This is a genomic window from Paenibacillus sp. Marseille-P2973 (assembly GCF_018101095.1).
GTDB lineage: Bacteria > Bacillota > Bacilli > Paenibacillales > Paenibacillaceae > Fontibacillus > Fontibacillus vini.
This window is the reverse complement of sequence record NZ_JAGQEH010000003.1, coordinates 324,333-342,309: the sequence shown is the minus strand read 5'-3', so window position 1 is coordinate 342,309 and position 17,977 is coordinate 324,333. Positions and strand designations below refer to the sequence as shown.

The 17,977-nt window shown below is 49.9% G+C and carries 13 protein-coding genes and 1 pseudogene; 9 read left to right on the top strand and 5 right to left on the bottom strand.

The features are described from left to right. The first annotated feature begins 153 nt into the window (after positions 1-153). Entirely contained in the window at positions 154-1,227 is a 1,074-nt protein-coding gene (locus KB559_RS08500) for a bifunctional 3-deoxy-7-phosphoheptulonate synthase/chorismate mutase (protein ID WP_211021289.1), read from the top strand. A gap of 8 nt (positions 1,228-1,235) precedes the next feature. Here the strand turns inward: KB559_RS08500 and KB559_RS08495 are convergent, their stop codons facing one another. Further along, complete coding sequence (locus KB559_RS08495) at positions 1,236-2,327, bottom strand: lactonase family protein (RefSeq protein ID WP_211021288.1); 1,092 nt, start codon at positions 2,325-2,327, stop codon at positions 1,236-1,238. 175 nt (positions 2,328-2,502) lie between these two features. Between KB559_RS08495 and KB559_RS08490 the strand changes: the two genes are divergently transcribed. Then, on the top strand, positions 2,503-2,868 hold the full coding sequence (locus KB559_RS08490) for a LytTR family transcriptional regulator DNA-binding domain-containing protein (protein WP_211021287.1): 366 nt from the start codon (positions 2,503-2,505) through the stop codon (positions 2,866-2,868). Between the two features lie 67 nt (positions 2,869-2,935). Here KB559_RS08490 and KB559_RS08485 read toward each other — a convergent pair whose 3' ends face one another. Then, complete coding sequence (locus KB559_RS08485) at positions 2,936-3,928, bottom strand: aldose 1-epimerase (protein ID WP_211021286.1); 993 nt, start codon at positions 3,926-3,928, stop codon at positions 2,936-2,938. Positions 3,929-4,234: 306 nt separating this feature from the next. Between KB559_RS08485 and KB559_RS08480 the strand changes: the two genes are divergently transcribed. The 4 genes from KB559_RS08480 to KB559_RS08465 all read left to right on the top strand — a co-directional run bounded on the left by KB559_RS08480 (position 4,235) and on the right by KB559_RS08465 (position 9,923). Then, positions 4,235-5,092, top strand: coding sequence for a C40 family peptidase (locus KB559_RS08480; protein ID WP_247681665.1), 858 nt, complete (start codon positions 4,235-4,237; stop codon positions 5,090-5,092). A gap of 158 nt (positions 5,093-5,250) precedes the next feature. Beyond that, complete coding sequence (locus KB559_RS08475) at positions 5,251-6,180, top strand: molecular chaperone DnaJ (protein ID WP_211021284.1); 930 nt, start codon at positions 5,251-5,253, stop codon at positions 6,178-6,180. Between the two features lie 150 nt (positions 6,181-6,330). Next, on the top strand, positions 6,331-7,383 hold the full coding sequence (locus KB559_RS08470; RefSeq protein WP_211021283.1) for a LacI family DNA-binding transcriptional regulator: 1,053 nt from the start codon (positions 6,331-6,333) through the stop codon (positions 7,381-7,383). A 98-nt stretch (positions 7,384-7,481) separates the two neighbouring features. Beyond that, a complete protein-coding gene (locus tag KB559_RS08465; RefSeq protein WP_211021282.1) occupies positions 7,482-9,923 on the top strand; it encodes a glycoside hydrolase family 94 protein in 2,442 nt (813 codons plus the stop codon). Positions 9,924-10,395: 472 nt separating this feature from the next. On the opposite strand, the pseudogene KB559_RS08460 reads toward KB559_RS08465, so the two are convergent. Continuing rightward, positions 10,396-11,840 (bottom strand): annotated as a pseudogene (locus KB559_RS08460) (DHA2 family efflux MFS transporter permease subunit). Positions 11,841-12,141: 301 nt separating this feature from the next. Here KB559_RS08460 and KB559_RS08455 point away from each other — a divergent pair. The 3 genes from KB559_RS08455 (at position 12,142) to KB559_RS08445 (ending at position 14,930) form a co-directional block, all read left to right on the top strand. Beyond that, complete coding sequence (locus tag KB559_RS08455; RefSeq protein WP_211021281.1) at positions 12,142-13,392, top strand: methyl-accepting chemotaxis protein; 1,251 nt, start codon at positions 12,142-12,144, stop codon at positions 13,390-13,392. A 117-nt stretch (positions 13,393-13,509) separates the two neighbouring features. Then, positions 13,510-14,394, top strand: a complete 885-nt coding sequence (locus tag KB559_RS08450) for a sigma-70 family RNA polymerase sigma factor (protein WP_211021280.1) — start codon at positions 13,510-13,512, stop codon at positions 14,392-14,394. 83 nt (positions 14,395-14,477) lie between these two features. Then, on the top strand, positions 14,478-14,930 hold the full coding sequence (locus KB559_RS08445) for a carboxymuconolactone decarboxylase family protein (protein ID WP_211021279.1): 453 nt from the start codon (positions 14,478-14,480) through the stop codon (positions 14,928-14,930). 83 nt (positions 14,931-15,013) lie between these two features. Here the strand turns inward: KB559_RS08445 and KB559_RS08440 are convergent, their stop codons facing one another. Both KB559_RS08440 and KB559_RS08435 read right to left on the bottom strand, forming a co-directional pair. Next, the gene (locus KB559_RS08440; protein WP_211021278.1) at positions 15,014-17,203 is read right to left on the bottom strand and encodes an alpha-galactosidase; all 2,190 of its coding nucleotides are present in this window, start codon (positions 17,201-17,203) and stop codon (positions 15,014-15,016) included. 116 nt (positions 17,204-17,319) lie between these two features. Beyond that, positions 17,320-17,949, bottom strand: a complete 630-nt coding sequence (locus KB559_RS08435; protein WP_211021277.1) for a GGDEF domain-containing protein — start codon at positions 17,947-17,949, stop codon at positions 17,320-17,322. Between the last annotated feature and the right edge of the window lie 28 nt (positions 17,950-17,977).

Below are 17,977 nucleotides of genomic sequence, written 5' to 3'. Positions count from 1 at the left end.
CAGTAGGGAACTCCGGCCGCACACCGTTATCCGTGTCCAAGCTGAGAAACTGTAAGGTTGTCTAACAAGGGTGGTACCGCGGAGAAATCCGTCCCTTGATAGGCAGCCTTTTCTGTTTTTTCAAGCGCCAAATGATAAGGAGTGAAGCGGATTATGAGTCACACATTGGAAGAATTACGGGAAAAGCTGAACGGTATCAATCACGAATTGCTTATGCTGCTGAATGAACGGGCCGAGATCGTCCGGTCGATCGGTGAAATCAAAGAGAAGCAAGGGGTTCCGAAATTCGATCCTGTACGGGAAAGAGCCATGCTTGAGGAGTTGACCCGGAAAAATCCAGGTCCTTTCAAGGATGCGGAGGTCAAACACATTTTCAAGGAAATCTTCAAAGCCTCGCTCAATCTTCAGGAAGAAGACCATAAACGCCAACTGCTCGTAAGCCGCAAAAAACAGCCTGAAAGCACGGTCATCGATGTTCAAGGAACCCTGATTGGCGGCGGCTCCCAAGTTATGATCGCGGGACCTTGTTCCGTGGAATCTTATGAACAATTGAGAACAGTCGCTTCCGCCTTAAAGGATGCTGGCATTAAAGTAATGAGGGGCGGCGCTTTCAAGCCGAGAACCTCCCCTTACGACTTCCAGGGTCTTGGCATAGAAGGTTTGAAAATGCTTAAAGAGGTTGCTGACGAATTCGGGCTGGCGACAATCAGTGAAATTGTCCACCCCGCACATATCGAGCTGGCCGAACAATACATCGACATCATTCAGATCGGCGCCAGAAATATGCAGAACTTCGAGCTGTTAAAAGCCGCGGGCGAAGCAAACATCCCCGTATTACTGAAAAGAGGAATCGCAGCAACGCTGGAGGAGTTCGTTCACGCCGCGGAATATATCGCGGTAGGCGGAAATTCGAAGGTCATGCTCATTGAACGCGGTATCCGCACTTATGAGAAGTGGACACGTAACACACTCGATATTTCCGCGGTTCCGCTACTGAAACAGGAAACCCATCTGCCTGTACTCGTAGATGTTAGCCATTCCACGGGACGCAAAGACATTTTGCTCCCTTGCGCGAAAGCGGCGCTTGCCGCAGGTGCGGACGGAATCATGGCCGAGGTGCATCCGGACCCGCAAACCGCTTTATCCGACGCAGCCCAGCAGCTCGATATTCCGCAATTTCAACAGCTGTGGGAAGGAATCCTACAGTCCGGTCTGTTTGCGAAATAACTGAAACTCTAAGCCAGAGGAATCAATACAGGCTGCACGCAAACCGGCTTGGAGACGGTTTCCGTACGTCCGGTAAACTGCAATCGACCGCTTTCCCGGTCCACCTTGAACAGAACAAGGTTGTCGGAATCGCGATTGGCAGCCACCAGGTAATCGCCAGCCGGTGTCAAAGCGAAATGACGGGGATGCCCGCCTTCGGTAGACACATGCTCCACCAAGGACAACTTGCCGCTCTCCGGGTCGATGCTGAATTGAACGATGCTGTCATGCCCGCGGTTCGAGCCGTAGAGATATCGACCGTCATTAGACACGGCGATTTCCGCGGTCGTATTCTCGCCTTCATAATTTTCCGGCAACGTCGACAGTGTTTCCAAAGGCGTCAATTCTCCGCTCTCCGCGTCAAACTTGTAAGCTGTAATCGAATTTCCGACTTCATTGATGGAATAGACGTACTTTCCGTCGGGATGAAAAGCGAGATGACGCGGACCGGAACCCGGGGGCGTCTGAGCATCGGACACCGGCTTCATCGTTCCTGCTTCTTGATCGACAGCATAAGTGCGCACCAGATCCAGGCCCAGGTCGGCGACAAGCATAAACCGGCCGTCCGGACTGAAACGCGCGGAATGGGGGTGTGGGCGATCCTGTCTTACAGGGTCCGCTCCATGCCCTTCATGTTGTTGCTCGTCGGACAGCTCCAATAAACGGCCGTCGGCTGCCAGTTTGACCAACCCTACGTTGCCTCCGTGATATCCGGATACGGCAACGAATTTGCCGGCATCATCTTTTTGTATATGTGAGGTCGAAGGCTGGATGGTTCTTATCCGGTTAAGTTCCGACAGCGTTCCCGTTTCAGATGCAACACTAAACGCAATCGCCTCGCCGGTTCTTTCCCCACCCTCCGTTTTGCCTTCCGAAATGGCATAAACTTTACGGTTCTCGGCATTCACACATACGAAGGTGGGATTCTTCATGCCGGATACAGCGTCCAGACGGCGGAACTGTTCCGCTTCCACATCCAATTCATATACATAAACTCCGGGATCTGCCGCCTCGGCATAGGAACCGACGAACAACAGCAGGCGTTCTTTGATTTGTGACAAGATAAACTGCCTCCTTAAATTTATTTCTCCCTTTATTTTTCCGCAATTCTACGCAAAAGTCCAGCTTGTCCTCTCTAAACTTCTTAAAAATTTAAACAGTCCCCCCTACACAAACCCGTAAAAATATGGTATACTGCAAGCGCTTCCACAACATCTTCTAAAGGGGGAATTTGGAATGATGAATGTCGGACCGGAGAAGAAAGATGTATATGAGGACCTTAATCCGCACGATACTTATTTCTTCAAAATCGGGGCTCACGGATTGGTTTGTTTTCACGGTAGAAATTACAGTATAAAACAGAGACTCACTGCCGAGCAAACATCCAAGCTCGTATCGGACTCCTCGTTTTACCGCATCAGCACCAACTGTTATGTCAATCTGTTTAAAATTTCGGAAATCCGGGACAATGTAGTGATGTTCCGCGATGAAACGCACGGTATCAAAACGATTCATGTTCCGAGAAGAAACCTGGAACAGATCAAGCGTCTCCTTCCGGACGCAGGAAGCCAAAGAGCTTCCGAAATCAATCAAGTCGTTTAACCGCCCTGACGCAAGAAAAGCAGCCGATTCCGCGGAATGGAATCGGCTGCTTTTTCTTTACTTAGGATTATTTCAAATAAAAGCGAGCCGTTTCTTCCCAAATTTCGCCGGGAGCCAAACCGAAGAGCCCGATTTCATCCGCAGGCAACTCCACCTTCGGAGCATTTACAAGATTGATTTGCGGCTCCGGACAGAAAAATCCTTTCGTTGCCCCATTGTTCCAAATCATCCACTGTTTATAGGAAGTTCCTACATCATAAACCAAAGTTACGCCAAGTTTCGTATCGGTCAATTCCATCCGGTTTCTTCCGTTTTGCGCAACTGCGGTGTAATGGTTATCCATTGGTGCATAGAACGGATACAACCCTTCTCCCTTCAGCTTCAACTCATCCTCGGTCAAAGGCTGGTACTTACCTGTCGGCAGCATACGGTCGCTAAGCTCCCAGCGCTCCCCGATCGTAAGCTTCACCTTGTAATCTTCCGCCAGGCTGCCTGGCGCAAACGGAGCGTTGACCGCCGTGTGGAAAGCCAGCAGACAAGGCATCTCCTTGTCACCGTCGTTCCGGACAAACAAATGTTGCGAAAGTCCGTTTTCGCTCAGTGCATATTTCAGTCTCACCGTGAATCGGAAAGGCAAATATTGATAAGCGGCATGCTGCTCATCCACCTTAGCTGCAACGGTTACATAGCTCTCTTGCTTCGTTTGCCCGAATTCTTCCACCTTCCACTCCGCCGTATGCAAGAAACCGTGCAAGTGGTTGCCCGTCGCGTCCTCATTTACCGGAAAACGATAAACTTCCCCTTTCCATGGAAACAACCCGTCTTCATACCGGTTGGGCGGAAATAGCACTGGAATCCCGTAAATGCCCGGGTTGCTTTTGAAATCCTCCATTTCCCCGTCCGCCGGCTCACGCAGAAAACGGTAACCGCTTTCGGTGTCACGGAAGGAAAGCAGATTTCCGCCGACCCCTGGGATCATAATCGCCTCATATTTTCCCGCCTGCAGAAAAACCGCGACTTCTCCCTGAAAGTTTCCTTCGAATGCTTTAAATTGTGTCATGTCTCAAAATCTCCCTTCAGCCTAATCCATTCTCTCAACCTGGTAAGGATTATACAAAATGCAGGTTCAAAAGTCACCCTGCCCGGTCACATATTCTGCGGACTTCTGACAAACGCAGGTTGCGGGAAGTTCGGGGGAATTTTAATTTCCATACATAAAAATCTCTTACTTTTACATACTCAGAATAAGCGGTCCGGCGGCGATAGACTTTTTATAAGGCCAAGGACCTGTAACCAAATGATTGGGGTGCGATAGATCATGCGCAGTAAGATGTCAAATAGGGCCATGCTTATTATATTGTCAGGCATGATATTGGCCTCCTTAACGGCTTGCGGGGGTAATAATAACGGACCATCCGCGAAATCAGTTCCTTCCTCTGAGAATCCCATCATCCGCTCCGACGGCCGCGGAGATCAGGCAAATACTTCGTGGGTGCCTTTAAGCCAGGTTGCCGAGTCACTTGGTTTGCGTCTGCGGGAAAGCGACAATATGGTCCAGATGGGATATTCGGATGTCATGTTTCAAGTCCAGCCCAGTCAAAGGCACGCCGTATCTTTCGGCAAACAAATTTCCCTCTCCCAAGCACCGATTACGCAAAACGGACAAGTCTGTCTGACCGAAGAAGCGCTGGGAGATCTCCTTCAAACCGATGTACGGTATGACAAACGGACAGGTAATCTCCATATCGGCCAAATGAAGGATGACGGCGGAGCCTCGGACAGCAACCCGCAGCAAAAGGGTCTGCAGCGCATGGGTATCCTCAGCCTGGCCGGAAACCGGGACGAGCTTATATCCTACGCGAAGCAGTTTATGGGTGTACCTTACGATTTCGGAGCTTCCACCTATGAGCAATCCAAAGCTTTCGACTGCTCCTCTTTTACACGTCATGTATTCAAAAGGTTCGGGATCAGTCTGCCTCGTCTCGCCCGGGATCAGGCAAGGCTGGGGACTCCCGTAGAAAGATCCAACCTTCAGACCGGTGATCTGATCTTCTTTACGGTCCCGGGCCGGTTTAAAAACGATAAAATTCCCGGTCATGTCGGCATTTATATCGGAAACGGGAAAATGATCCATACCTGGGGCGACCCCGGCGTGGAAATCAGCTCGATCGACACCGGATACTGGCATGACGCCATTCTATCCATGCGCCGCGTTCAACAATAAGCAAACGTGTGCCAACATCAGCCGTCATGGGACCCGAGTGTCTCCTGGCGGCTTCCCTATTTCGCGTCCCTGCTGTCCTTCCGAATCCTCTATTTTCTTTCCTTCGAATTACAAAGTATAATGAATGATAGAGTACACATAACTAGAGGAGATTAGTGATGGACGATTTGAAACAAGCTTATGAACTGTTGGGACTTCCCGAGAACGCTTCCAGAGAGGAAGTAGAGAAGGCTTTTGAGATTCTGCTTAGAAAATCCCGCTCCCGGCAAGTGAAGAACCCGGCCGATGGAGAATCCGGAGATAGCGAGTATGAACTCAAATTCAAAGCTTATAAAATGATCGTGGAGCATGAAGGTCGCAGCAAAATTAATGAGATGAGCCGGCAGCGTTATGATAAATGGGGAAGTTTTGCCGGTACCGCCGAGAAAATCGATGATTTCTTCAGGTTACATAAAACGAAGGTCATTATCGGAATTATCGCAGTCGCTGCGCTGATATTCGGAATCAACGCCTTTATCGACCACCGGGAAGAGCAAAAGAGGCTGGCTGCCCTGCCTCCGATCGATTTATCGATCATGTTTGTCGGTAATTATATGTCCGATCAGAGTCAAGGCGGCGACGAAGGGCTTGAGAAGGCCATGACTGCACAGTTTCCGGAATGGAAACGGCTGAAGGTCGTTCTTACCTATTTACCGTCGCAAGGAGAAGGCGGCGGAATGACCGATATAGCCTTCCAGCAGAAAGCTATGGCTGTTGTAGCAACCGAGAAGCCGGATGTTTATATTTTGGACGAGAATTCCTTCAACTGGCTGGGCGGAGGCGGCGCTCTGATGAACCTCGACTCCGTAGCAAATGGTGTGCTTAAGCCGCTCTTAAAAGAGGACAACCTCATCAAAGGACGCGAAGAAGAAGAAACCGAGGAACATATCTACGGCATCCGGGTTACCGACAGCCCTCTCGCCAAACAGCTGCCGCTAGCTATGCAGGATATGATCATCACCTTACGATACGAATCGGAGAACCAGGATAAAGCGATTCATTTCATTGAAAAGTATCTGGATCCGAATCATACGGATGCCGCTGAGTAATCGGCAGTACTTTAAATCCCGGAGCCATATAAGGCTCCGGGATTATTTAATTCTTGGAACTGCGGGTGCAAAATAAGGAATTGATTTACGGAGACACTTCTACTACAATAGGGTTATAAACGCGCGTTTATAAGAAAGAGGGGAGCCTTTATGCGCAGCGAAGATATTGCCAAGTTGGCTGGGGTATCCCGCAGTACCGTATCCCGCGTCATCAACAACTATTCCAACGTTCCCGAAGCGACACGGGCCAAGGTCCTGCGAGTCATTGAGCAGTACCAATACGAACCCAACAGCTTTGCCAGAGCGCTGGCCGGCAAGCGGACCGATACGATCGGGCTGTTCGCTATCAGTATGAACGAGAAGGAAAACGCGAGCCGCATTTACCAAAACAGCTACTTTGCCCCGATCGTCGATCTCGTCGTCGACACGGCGAACGCCCGTGGATTCTATGTACTTATCCATACCGTTTACTCACCGGGCGATTTTCAAAAGATCAAGCAGGCCTTCCTGCAAAAGCGGATTGACGGCGGCATTCTCGTAGGAACGCAAAAGGACATTGAGCTCGTTAGCGAATTGGTCAGCCAGGAGTCACCGCTCGTTCTTATCGACTACGATATCTCGGAAATTATGGCTGAACGCCTGAATAAGAATCATCTGGCGGTCATCAATTCCATGGATTACGAGGGAACGGTCGAAGCGATCGAATATCTGATTGAACTCGGTCACCGGGAAATCGGAATTATCAAAGGAAGAATGAACACCTTCTCCGGTCGGGAACGCTATATGGCCTACGAAAACACGCTGAAGAAGCATGGGCTGCCGATTATTGACGAATTCATTCTGGAAGGCGACTTTCTGAAGGAAACCGCCTACCGGGAAGCCTCAAGACTGGCCGAGAGCGGCAGATTACCTTCCGCCCTGTTCAGCTCGAATGACGACATGGCGATATCGGCCATGGAAGCGTTTGCCGAGCATGGGATCAGCGTCCCCGACCATCTTTCCATGATCGGCTTCGATGATGTACAGCTCTCGGCCCGAATCACTCCCAAGCTGACTTCGGTCAAACTGCCGATCGACGATATGGCCAAAGCGGCTGTGGAGAAAGTGATCGGCCTCTGCAATGCTGAAGAACCAACCTTCAGCACGGTAAGTTTTCCCGCCCGACTCGTAATTAGGGATTCCTGCAAACCGGCCGGGAATTAGACGCTGCTACAGCTGCGTAAACGCCTCACCTTATTGGCGAGGCGATCCTTTTCACTAAAATAAACGCGCGTTCATAAACGAAGGGAGAGACTTTATTCATGAAATTCGGACATTTTGACGACGTTCGCAAAGAATACGTGATTAACACGCCACAAACCCCTTATCCGTGGATTAACTATCTCGGTAACGAGCAATTTTTCGGACTGATCTCCAATACAGCCGGCGGCTATACTTTTTACCGTGATGCCCGCTTGCGCCGTTTGACCCGTTACCGCTACAACAATATACCGCTGGATACCGGCGGCCGTTACTATTATCTGCGCGATCATGACAACGACGATTTCTGGACACCGGGCTGGATGCCTGTAAAACGCGATCTTGACTTCTACGAGTGCCGTCATGGTCTTGGTTATACTTCGATCACCGGGGAACGCGGCGGCATTTCCGTCAACCAGCTCGCCTTCATTCCGCTGGGCTACAACGGCGAAGTACACCGCTTGACCGTTAAAAATACAAGCTCGGCTACGAAGACGGTTTCCCTCTTCTCCTTTGCCGAATTCTGTCTCTGGAATGCCCAGGACGACATGACCAACTTCCAGCGTAACCTCAGCACCGGTGAAGTGGAAGTTAAGGATTCCGTCATCTACCACAAAACCGAATACCGCGAACGCAGAAACCACTATGCCTTCTATTCCGTCAACCGGAACATCGACGGTTTCGATACGGATCGCGAATCGTTCGTCGGTCTTTATAACGGCCTGCATGAACCTCAAGTTGTCGTAGCCGGTAAGGCAACCAACTCCGTGGCCAGCGGCTGGTCCCCGATCGGCTCGCATGAAGTGAAGCTGACCCTTGCACCGGGCGAAGAACAAAGCCTTGTCTTCATTCTGGGTTATGTTGAAGTTGCCGAAGAAGACAAATGGGAAGCTCCTAGCGTCATCAACAAGAAACCGGCTCAAGCGATGATCGAGAAGTTCGCTACCGACGCCGATGTGGATCGCGCTATGGAAGAGCTTGCTTCCTACTGGGAGAACTTGCTGTCCAAATACCAAATTAACAGCGGCGACGACAAGCTGAACCGGATGGTCAACATCTGGAACCCGTATCAATGTATGGTTACGTTCAACATGTCCCGTTCCGCTTCCTATTTCGAGTCCGGCATCGGCCGCGGTATGGGCTTCCGCGATTCGAACCAGGATTTGCTCGGCTTCGTACATCAAATTCCGGAGCGCGCCAGAGAACGGATTCTCGACATCGCCGCTACGCAATTTGAAGACGGCAGCGCATATCACCAATATCAACCGCTCACCAAAAAGGGCAACAACGAAGTCGGCAGCGGCTTTAATGACGATCCTTTGTGGCTGATTCTCGGAACAGCCGCTTATATTAAAGAAACCGGCGATGTCAGCATTCTGGACGAACAAGTTCCGTTCGACAGCAATCCGGACAACACTGCCACCCTGTTCGAGCATTTGAAGCGCTCTTACTATCATGTTATTCACAACCTCGGACCTCACGGTTTGCCGCTCATCGGCCGTGCGGACTGGAACGACTGCCTCAACCTGAACTGCTTCTCCAAGGAACCGGGCGAATCGTTCCAAACCACCGAGAACATTGCAGGCGGTACGGCTGAATCCGTATTTATCGCAGGCCTGTTCGTCTATGTGAGCCCTGACTTTGCGGAAATCTGCCGGATGCGCGGCCTGGAAGACGAAGCTGATGAAGCCGTTTCCCAAGCGGAGAAAATGAGCGCGATCACGCTCGAGCACGGTTTTGACGGCGACTGGTTCCTGCGCGCTTACGACCACTACGGCGAAAAAATCGGCAGCAAGGAAAACGAAGAAGGTCAAATCTTCATCGAGCCGCAAGGTATGTGCGTCATGGCCGGTATCGGCGTAGAAGAAGGTCTTGCCGCTAAGGCGATGACTTCCGTCAAGGAAAGACTCGACACGAAATACGGTATCGTGCTGCAGCAGCCTCCGTATTCCAAGTACTATCTGAACCTGGGTGAAATTTCTACGTATCCTCCGGGCTACAAAGAAAATGCCGGTATTTTCTGCCACAACAACCCATGGATCATGATCGGTGAAACTGTACTCGGCAATGGCGACAGAGCGTTTGAAGTTTATTCGAAAATCGCTCCGGCCTACCTGGAAGACATCAGTGAAGTTCACCGCATGGAACCATACGTTTATTCGCAAATGATCGCCGGTAAGGATGCGGTCCGCCACGGGGAAGCGAAAAACTCCTGGTTGACCGGTACCGCTGCCTGGAACTATGTAGCGATCACGCAAGCGATCCTCGGTATTCAAGCGGACTTCAACGGTCTGAAGGTAGAACCTTGTATTCCTACAGCTTGGGACGGCTTTGAAATCACCCGCGTATTCCGCGGTGACACTTACGTGATCCAAATCAACAACCCGAATCATGTATCCAAAGGCGTGAAGAGCATGACGGTTGACGGCAATGCCGTAGAAGGCAACATTATTGCACCGTTCGGCGACGGCGGCGTCCATAAAGTTGTCGTAACGCTTGGCTAATTCACTGCACAGCCAATGACGAAGCGTGGCTTTGCCAGCGTCTCGTGATTGGATCAGTAAATTACATTGCCATAGGTAGAGCAACTTAAAGGGCCGGAATTATTGGGGATTTCCCAATGATTCCGGCCCTATCTTTTTTGAAACTGTGAGTTCATTGGAATATATCCAATGAAATTAAGCCTCTTCTTATCGACCCAGCGCTGTCGTTGGATTAAATCCAATGAAAGCCGGGGATTTGGCTGCTTTTGCGGGAAATTTGGACATCTGATTGGAAATTATCCAGTCAAGCCTCACGAATTCCCCCTCCTTGGAGCCTCTCATTGGAATTTATCCAATGAAGGTGCCAAAGGTGCCTCCTTCAATTGTGACCTCTCTATAGCTATAGTCCAACCACAATAAAACAAGCTGAAGCCACAGGGTACCCGCCCTGCCCGCATTCAGCTTGTTTTATATACTCTTCAACTATACTAACTTAAGCCTTGGCCGGCTTCACTTCGACTTCCTTGCCTTGCCCTTCCCGGTTGATCTTCACTTTCCGGATGAAGAACGACAGGACAAAAGCGACGGCGGTAATACCCGTGGCAATGATAAATGCATAATCTATGCCGTAAATAGTCGCCTCATTCGTAAATTGAGCCATCAGATCCGCATTCGCGGGATCCTTAGGATTAATGCCTGCCGAAAGGACCAGCTCCGTAATCCGATCCTTGGTCCGGGAAGACATGATCGATACCAGTAAGGCGGTACCCAGCGCACCGGCTATCGTTCGCAATGTATTGGACATAGCTGTGCCATGAGCATTTAGTCTCGCGGGAAGCTGATTCAACCCGGCGGTTTGAATCGGCATCATCAGCATGGACATGCCGAACATCCGGGCGGTGTACATCAGGATGAGATGGGTGTATGTCGTGCTGTCTGTGAGCCGGCTGAATTCCCAAGTAGTTACGATCGTGATGGCCAACCCGATGACCGCCAGCCAACGTGCGCCGATTCTGTCAAAGATGATCCCCGTAATCGGAGACATGATCCCCATCAAAATAGCCCCAGGCATCAGCAGCAATCCCGACTCAAGCGGAGAAAAGCCGCGGATCGTCTGTAAATAAATCGGAAGCAGAATCATCGCTGCGTACATCGCCATCGTTACCACGACATTAATTACCGTTGTCAGAGAGAACATATTGTACTTGAATACCCGAAACTCCAGCATCGGATGTTTGCTTGCCAACTGGCGCCAGAGGAACAGAACAAGCGCGACTACGCCCACAATCAGACTGACAACAACCTCCGTCGCCCCCCATCCCTCGCTGCCCGCCTCGCTGAAACCGTAAAGCACGCCGCCAAAGCCAAGCGTTGACAATACGATCGATAAGGAATCCAGCTTGGGACGGGATACTTCGGTTACATTCTTCATAAATATAAAGCCTAAAATAATGGACAGCACCGAGAACGGCAATACGATCCAGAACAGCATATTCCATGGATGATGCTCAATGATCCAGCCTGATAAGGTAGGGCCGACGGCAGGAGCAAAAATCATGGCAATCCCCATCGTCCCCATCGCTTGTCCGCGTTTTTCAATCGGGAAGATGGTTAAGAACACGACAGTCATCAGTGGCATGAGCACCCCCGCGCCTGCTGCCTGGATAAGACGTCCGATCAAAACCATGACAAAGCTGGACCCGATTCCGCACACCAGCGTACCTATCGCAAATAAGGTAGTTGCCGAGATAAATAGGGTGCGTGTTGTGAATCGTTCCATGAGATAGGCACTGACCGGAATCAGCACGCCGTTCACCAGCATAAACCCGGTAACCAGCCATTCTGATTCAAGATGGAGACAAACGCGCCAATAAGAAGCGCCATTACAATAGGCCATCGTTTGAATGTGGCCGATCCAGCATTTCCATGATTGTTCATTTTGATCTCCTTCTCTCAATATTTGAATCTTATAAAATTGATTTCATTCTCTAATATTTCAAATTCAAGGCATTAATGTATGTTTTATATAACTATGATCAGATCATGGAGTCAAGCAAGCAACAATCTGCCTAGTAACAGGTAATTTCACCAAATGAGAACATGGATATTCATTTCTTTTTTTTAAGCTCCGTTCAGCCTATTTCTTGATTCTAATTTTTTTTTGGTCCTATCCCCATTGCCCTGTCGATGTTATAATCATGGTAGATATATCCTAATTTACAAGGAGGGCATAATACCTATGTCATGGTTCAACAGACTTCCTCTTTCCAAGAAAATCTCCGCTGCTTGTTATCTTGTGGCCGCGCTTTTTGCCATTCCGGCATTGATCGTATTCACAATCGTCGGTAAGTTGCTTGTGGGGATCATCCTGATCGTAGTTCTGGGAGCGCTTACCTATCCGCTCACTCGTTATTTGCAAAATGCGCTGACAGGCTCTTTCGAGGATATCACCAATGCTTCGGCAAAAATTGCCAAAGGGGATTTCACCAGTCGAATCATGGAATCCGGGGGCATGGAAGACTTGAATCGCGCCTTCAATAGCATGGTGGACAAGCTTCGCAAAATTTTGCAGGAGACATCGGAAATTACGCGCAAGGTTATGGATTCAAGCCGCAGCATCGCGGACCGGAATCAGGAGCTCATCAGCGTCATGACCCAGGTAGGCCACTCCTCCAATGAGCTTGCTCTAGGGGCCAACGAAATCTCCGAAGACGTGAGCGGCATGAAAGATTCCATCGGCGAAATCGAACGCAAAGTGAGCAACTACACGGATTCCACCCGGGAAATGAGCAGCCGGTCCATTGAAATGCTGAAGCTGGTGGAACAAGGCCGGGATTCCGTATCCATGCAGGCGGACGGCATGCGCAGAAATATTGAAGCGACCGAAAAAGTGGCCGATTCGATCGAAGCGCTTGCGAAAAACGCCCGGGGAATCACCAAGATTACGGCTACCATTTCGGAAATTGCCGAACAGACAAACCTTTTGTCGCTTAACGCTTCCATCGAAGCTGCTCGGGCCGGAGAACATGGTGCCGGATTTGCCGTAGTTGCTCAGGAAGTACGTAAATTGGCCGAGGAATCCACTTCCTCCACCAAAGAAGTTTTTAATCTTGTTCGCAGCATTGAACAAGACGTCAAACTTGCGGGACAGAACATCAAGATCAACGAAGAAGTCGTTCGCCAGCAAAATGATATGATTCATGAAGCGGAACGGATTTTCCAAGAAATCGTGCAAAGCGTACAATATATTACGGAACAGATTTCCGCCTTCTCTAAAGAAAGCGAATCGATGCTGGAAAGCGCTCATAACATCTCCGCATCCATCCAGAACATATCGGCAATTACTCAGCAGTCCGCTGCCGGTACGGAACAAGTATCCGCATCCATGAACGAGCAAATTACGTCGATCCAGGCCATGGCCGATGAAACCGAAGCGATGAAAAATGCGGTATTCCAGCTTCAAAAAACGATACATATCTTCAAGTTTTAAGTTTGTGTCACCGAAAGAGCCTCGTCCTGATTCCGCAGGACAAGGCTTTTTTTATTTGATATAGTAAAAAAAAACAGACTCGATGTTACTTGTGAAGTGTATAGGGGGCCCGTCAAAGTGACCACTGATTTGGAACAATATTATCATGAGAACAAGTCGAACCTGACCGCCTTGTCTTATCGGTTGACGGGATCCTGGGTCGAAGCCGAGGATATCGTTCAGGAGACATTTTTGGCAATGTTCGAAAATGCCGCCGGACTCGAACATATTCGCGCCCCGGGGCCTTATTTTAGGCGAGCGGTCGTAAACCGCAGTTTAAACGCTATACAATCCCCTAGATTGTCGCGTGAAACTTACTTTGGCACTTGGCTTCCGGAGCCCGTTTTTCTGCAGACATCTCATGCGGCGGATGAACCCATACTTAGAGAGGAACAAATTTCGTATGCGTTTATGACCATGCTGGAACACCTTTCTCCCCAAGAGAGGGCCGTTTTTGTGCTGAGGGAGTCGTTTGGCATAGAATATGATGAAATCGCATCGATACTGGGGAAGAATGAAGCGGCATGCCGGAAGCTGTTAAGCCGGGCTCGAAAGAAACTGGGACCGGTACCGCCTGAATCGCCACCGAGCGATCAAATTGTCCCCGGCTGGGTTAGCGCCTTCCTAAAAGCAGCGCGTACAGGTGAGTTTGCTCCCCTGCTGGAGATGTTCAACGAAGACGCCGTGATGTGGAGCGATGGCGGAGGTAAAGTCCGCTCGGCTATTCATCCGATCATCTCGAGAAAACGGATCATCGCTTTCTGGGCCGGGATTACGAAAAAAGGCTCTATGGAGGGCGATTTGGTACCGACCTTGATCAATGGTCAAGAAGGGCTAGTTTTATACCGGAACGGGGTCGCTGTGAAAGTCATTCTTATTGAAGGGGATCACACAGGTCATATTGTGAATATCTACCTGATAACCAACCCGGACAAGCTAATCCACGTACCGGCAAAGAAATGACTGTGGGCTTCGGTCACAAAAACCTTTCTCCACCTGTCTATCTATTTGAAGACAAAAATATATCCAAGGTGGAGGAATGAATCATGAAAATGAGACTGAACCATTACACTGCAAATCCGGAAGTATACCGTGCGATGAGCCAACTGGAGCGCCATGTCCGAGAAAGCGGACTGGACCGGATTGTATACGAGTTGATCAAAATTCGGGCTTCGCAAATCAATGGCTGTTCCTTTTGTCTCGATATGCATACGAATGAGCTGCGCAAGCTGGGCGAAACGGAGCAAAGGATTGCCCTGGTAAGCGTCTGGAGAGAATCGCCGTGCTATACGGACAAAGAAAAGGCGGTTCTGGAGCTAACAGAAGCTGTTACTTTGATTTCAAAGGGCGGAGTGTCTGAAGAACTGTTTAACCGGATTTTGACGTTTTACAGTGAAAAAGAAACGGTGGATCTGATTTTTGCGATCAATTTGATCAACAGTTGGAACCGAATCGCAATCACGACCGGCATGTTCCCAGGTTGCCTGGACAATGCCTGATAAGTCCAATCTATTATTCGAACAGAAAGAGCCCGGGGCAATGGCCCCGGGCTCTTTTTGTTATGACATAACGATGAAGCGTATTATACGGCCTTCAACCGGACCCACATACTTGCAAAATCGCCCCTTAATGAAGATACCGGCAGCCCTAAGGCCATCAAACGATCACCGCCGTAAATTTCTCCACTCGCTTCCAAACAATAGTTCTTCTCCGGATCCAAACCTTCCAGCTTCACATTACGAAGCGGCGCATTCGGTTCCGCCAAAACTTTAAAATAGAACAGCAAGGCTTCATTACGGTCGCGGCTAACGAACATCCAGGAGGTCTCGTTGCCTTCAAACGGGCTAAGGAGCCGGTACATCTCACCCTGCTGAACCAATCCGCGAATCTCCTTGTAAGTTTCAATTTGCTGTTTAGCGGTTTCTTGTTCCTCTGCCGTAAATTTAGTCAAATCAAGCTCGTATCCGAAGTTTCCGGACATGGCCACATCGCCGCGGAACGTAAGCGAGGTTGTACGTTCCACTTGATGGTTCGGTACGGCCGAGACATGCGCTCCCATCGTCGACACGGGATATACAAGGCTGGTTCCGTACTGGATCTTCAACCGCTCGACAGCATCGGTATCATCGCTGGTCCACGTCTGTGGCATATAATACAGCATCCCCGGGTCAAACCGGCCGCCACCGCCCGAACAGCTCTCGAACAAAATGTGCGGGAATTCTCCGGTAAGGCGTTCGAGCAGTTCGTACAAACCTAGAATGTAACGGTGCGCAATTTCTTTCTGCCGATCAGCCGGAATTTCGGACGAACCGATTTCCGTCATATTGCGATTCATGTCCCATTTCACATAGGTGACCGGAACCGTGCTGAAAATATCACTTAAACGCTCATACAGATACTCACGGACATCACTTCTCGACATATCGAGCACAAGCTGCTCCCGGGCTTCCGTCCGGCGGCGGTCCGGCACATGCAAACACCAGTCCGGCTGGCTGCGGTAGAGATCGCTGTCAGGCGATACCATTTCCGGCTCGAACCATAACCCGAATTGCAACCCGGTTGCCTTCACCCGGTTCGCCAGATCTTTCAGGCCGCCCGGTAACTTGCGCCGGTCCTCAAACCAATCCCCGAGCGAGCTGTTGTCACGGTCACGCCGTCCAAACCAGCCGTCATCAAGCACAAACAGCTCGATTCCCAGCTTGCTCCCCGCTTGAGCGATCGCCTCGATTTTGTCGGCATTGAAATCGAAGTAAGTCGCTTCCCAGTTGTTGACCAGAATCGGACGCTCACGGTCACGGTGCTGTCCCCGGCAAAGTCTTGTCCGGTATAAACGATGATATTCCCGGGACATGCCTCCAAGGCCTTCGTTCGAGTACACAAGCACCGCTTCCGGCGTTTGAAAAGATTCACCCGGCTCCAGATGCCAAGAGAAATCAAACGGATTCAAGCCAATTTGCAGACGGGTCATTCCGAACTGCTCCACTTCGGCTTCAGCGATGAAGTTACCGCTGTATACCAAACTCACGCCGTACACTTCTCCCTGCCGCTCGTTCGCATCCGGACGAAGCAAGGCAAAGAACGGATTTTGCTGATGCGAGCTGGAACCTCTACGGCTTCCGATTCCCGTAACGCCCGGTGCAAGCCTTCTTCTCTGAACATGACGCTCCCGTGCCCACGCTCCCGACAAATACAAGGCATCGTAATCGGAATCGGCAAAATCCAGCGAGGCGCTCAATGCCCGCTCCAATTCTAACGGGGCCCCGCTCTCGTTCACGATCCTTGCCGATCTGGTGATCGCAGCAGAATCCGCAAATACCGTATAACTCAAAATGACGGTCAGACCGGAAACCGCATCGCTGAGTTCCAGCTCCAGCGTTTCGGCTTCGCTCTCGTGCTCCGTATACACGGCCGGCAGTCCTTTTAAATCCGGCTTACCCTGAAGGATTCGATGCGTCCGGTAGGCAAGCTCGGTTACCCGTGTACCATTCGCCAGCTTCACTTGATAAGCCGGGCTTCTAAAATCGCTGCTCCCGTATTGAGGGTATTCTTGCGGCAGCGTATCCAATGAAATCGATTTGTCATCCGGTATCGGATTCGGGCTGAAGGAGGCCCGCTCATTAAAACTCAACATTCCCTTCAGATTACTGTCCTGTCTAAGTTTGCGTCCGTAATAAACATGGGCGGCATACCCGCGAACCAGTTGTATGATGTAGCTGGAGTTTTGCGATTGTAAATGGAACAGGTTTTGAGCTTTGTCGAAAAAGATAGGCATTGGAATCCTCCTGAAATGTTCTGAATTCTGGAATGATATCCTTCATTCTACTATGTTATCCAGAAGGAGTAACGATAATAAAGTGATTTTCTATATGGACTTTTGTGTTATCTTCTTCATAAATCAGAACTCATGATACCGTTAGTTGAAATATGCGAAAACACATGGTATCCGTTTTTCCCCTTCCGCTTGGCACGGTACATTGCGCTATCGGCTTCTTCCAACAAACGGGCCCGGTCCGCCTTGGATGCTTCGCACATGCTGATGCCGATGCTCCCCGTTACGGATATATCCCGGTCCTGGATAAAATACGGCCTGCTAATCTTTTTCAAGATTAACGAGGCCATAATTTCAACCTGGTTAGGATCGCAGTTTTTCATAATGAACAGGAACTCGTCGCCGCCCATCCGGAACGCCAGTTGGTTTTTGTTCGTGACCTGCATCAAGCCTTGACTCACTTCTTTAAGCAGCGCATCTCCCGCCGAGTGGCCATAAGTATCATTGATTTCCTTAAAACCGTCCAGATCCAGACTTAGCAAAGCCAAATTTTCTTTCTTCCGATAATGCTCCCAAAAATCATCGAACCCGCTTCGATTCAGCAAACCCGTCACGGGATCCCGGTACACCAATTCCCTTAAAGCATTTCTTTCCTCCCGCAAAGCACGTATGTAGAGCGCTCCTCCCAAGAAGACAATCAAGAGTAATCCATATATAAAATAGTGCACATAAGGACTTGTCAAATTCATTTGTATCACCAACCCGTACTGTTGTCGT

Bases quoted from the DNA above. Each gene is read 5' to 3' on its own strand.
- KB559_RS08500 (WP_211021289.1), top strand. From the start codon at position 154: ATGAGTCACACATTGGAAGAATTACGGGAAAAGCTGAACGGTATCAAT.
- KB559_RS08465 (WP_211021282.1), top strand. From the start codon at position 7,482: ATGAAATTCGGACATTTTGACGACGTTCGCAAAGAATACGTGATTAAC.
- KB559_RS08445 (WP_211021279.1), top strand. From the start codon at position 14,478: ATGAAAATGAGACTGAACCATTACACTGCAAATCCGGAAGTATACCGT.
- KB559_RS08485 (WP_211021286.1), bottom strand. From the start codon at position 3,928: ATGACACAATTTAAAGCATTCGAAGGAAACTTTCAGGGAGAAGTCGCG.
- KB559_RS08470 (WP_211021283.1), top strand. From the start codon at position 6,331: ATGCGCAGCGAAGATATTGCCAAGTTGGCTGGGGTATCCCGCAGTACC.
- KB559_RS08490 (WP_211021287.1), top strand. From the start codon at position 2,503: ATGATGAATGTCGGACCGGAGAAGAAAGATGTATATGAGGACCTTAAT.
- KB559_RS08455 (WP_211021281.1), top strand. From the start codon at position 12,142: ATGTCATGGTTCAACAGACTTCCTCTTTCCAAGAAAATCTCCGCTGCT.
- KB559_RS08475 (WP_211021284.1), top strand. From the start codon at position 5,251: ATGGACGATTTGAAACAAGCTTATGAACTGTTGGGACTTCCCGAGAAC.
- KB559_RS08435 (WP_211021277.1), bottom strand. From the start codon at position 17,949: ATGAATTTGACAAGTCCTTATGTGCACTATTTTATATATGGATTACTC.
- KB559_RS08480 (WP_247681665.1), top strand. From the start codon at position 4,235: ATGATATTGGCCTCCTTAACGGCTTGCGGGGGTAATAATAACGGACCA.
- KB559_RS08440 (WP_211021278.1), bottom strand. From the start codon at position 17,203: ATGCCTATCTTTTTCGACAAAGCTCAAAACCTGTTCCATTTACAATCG.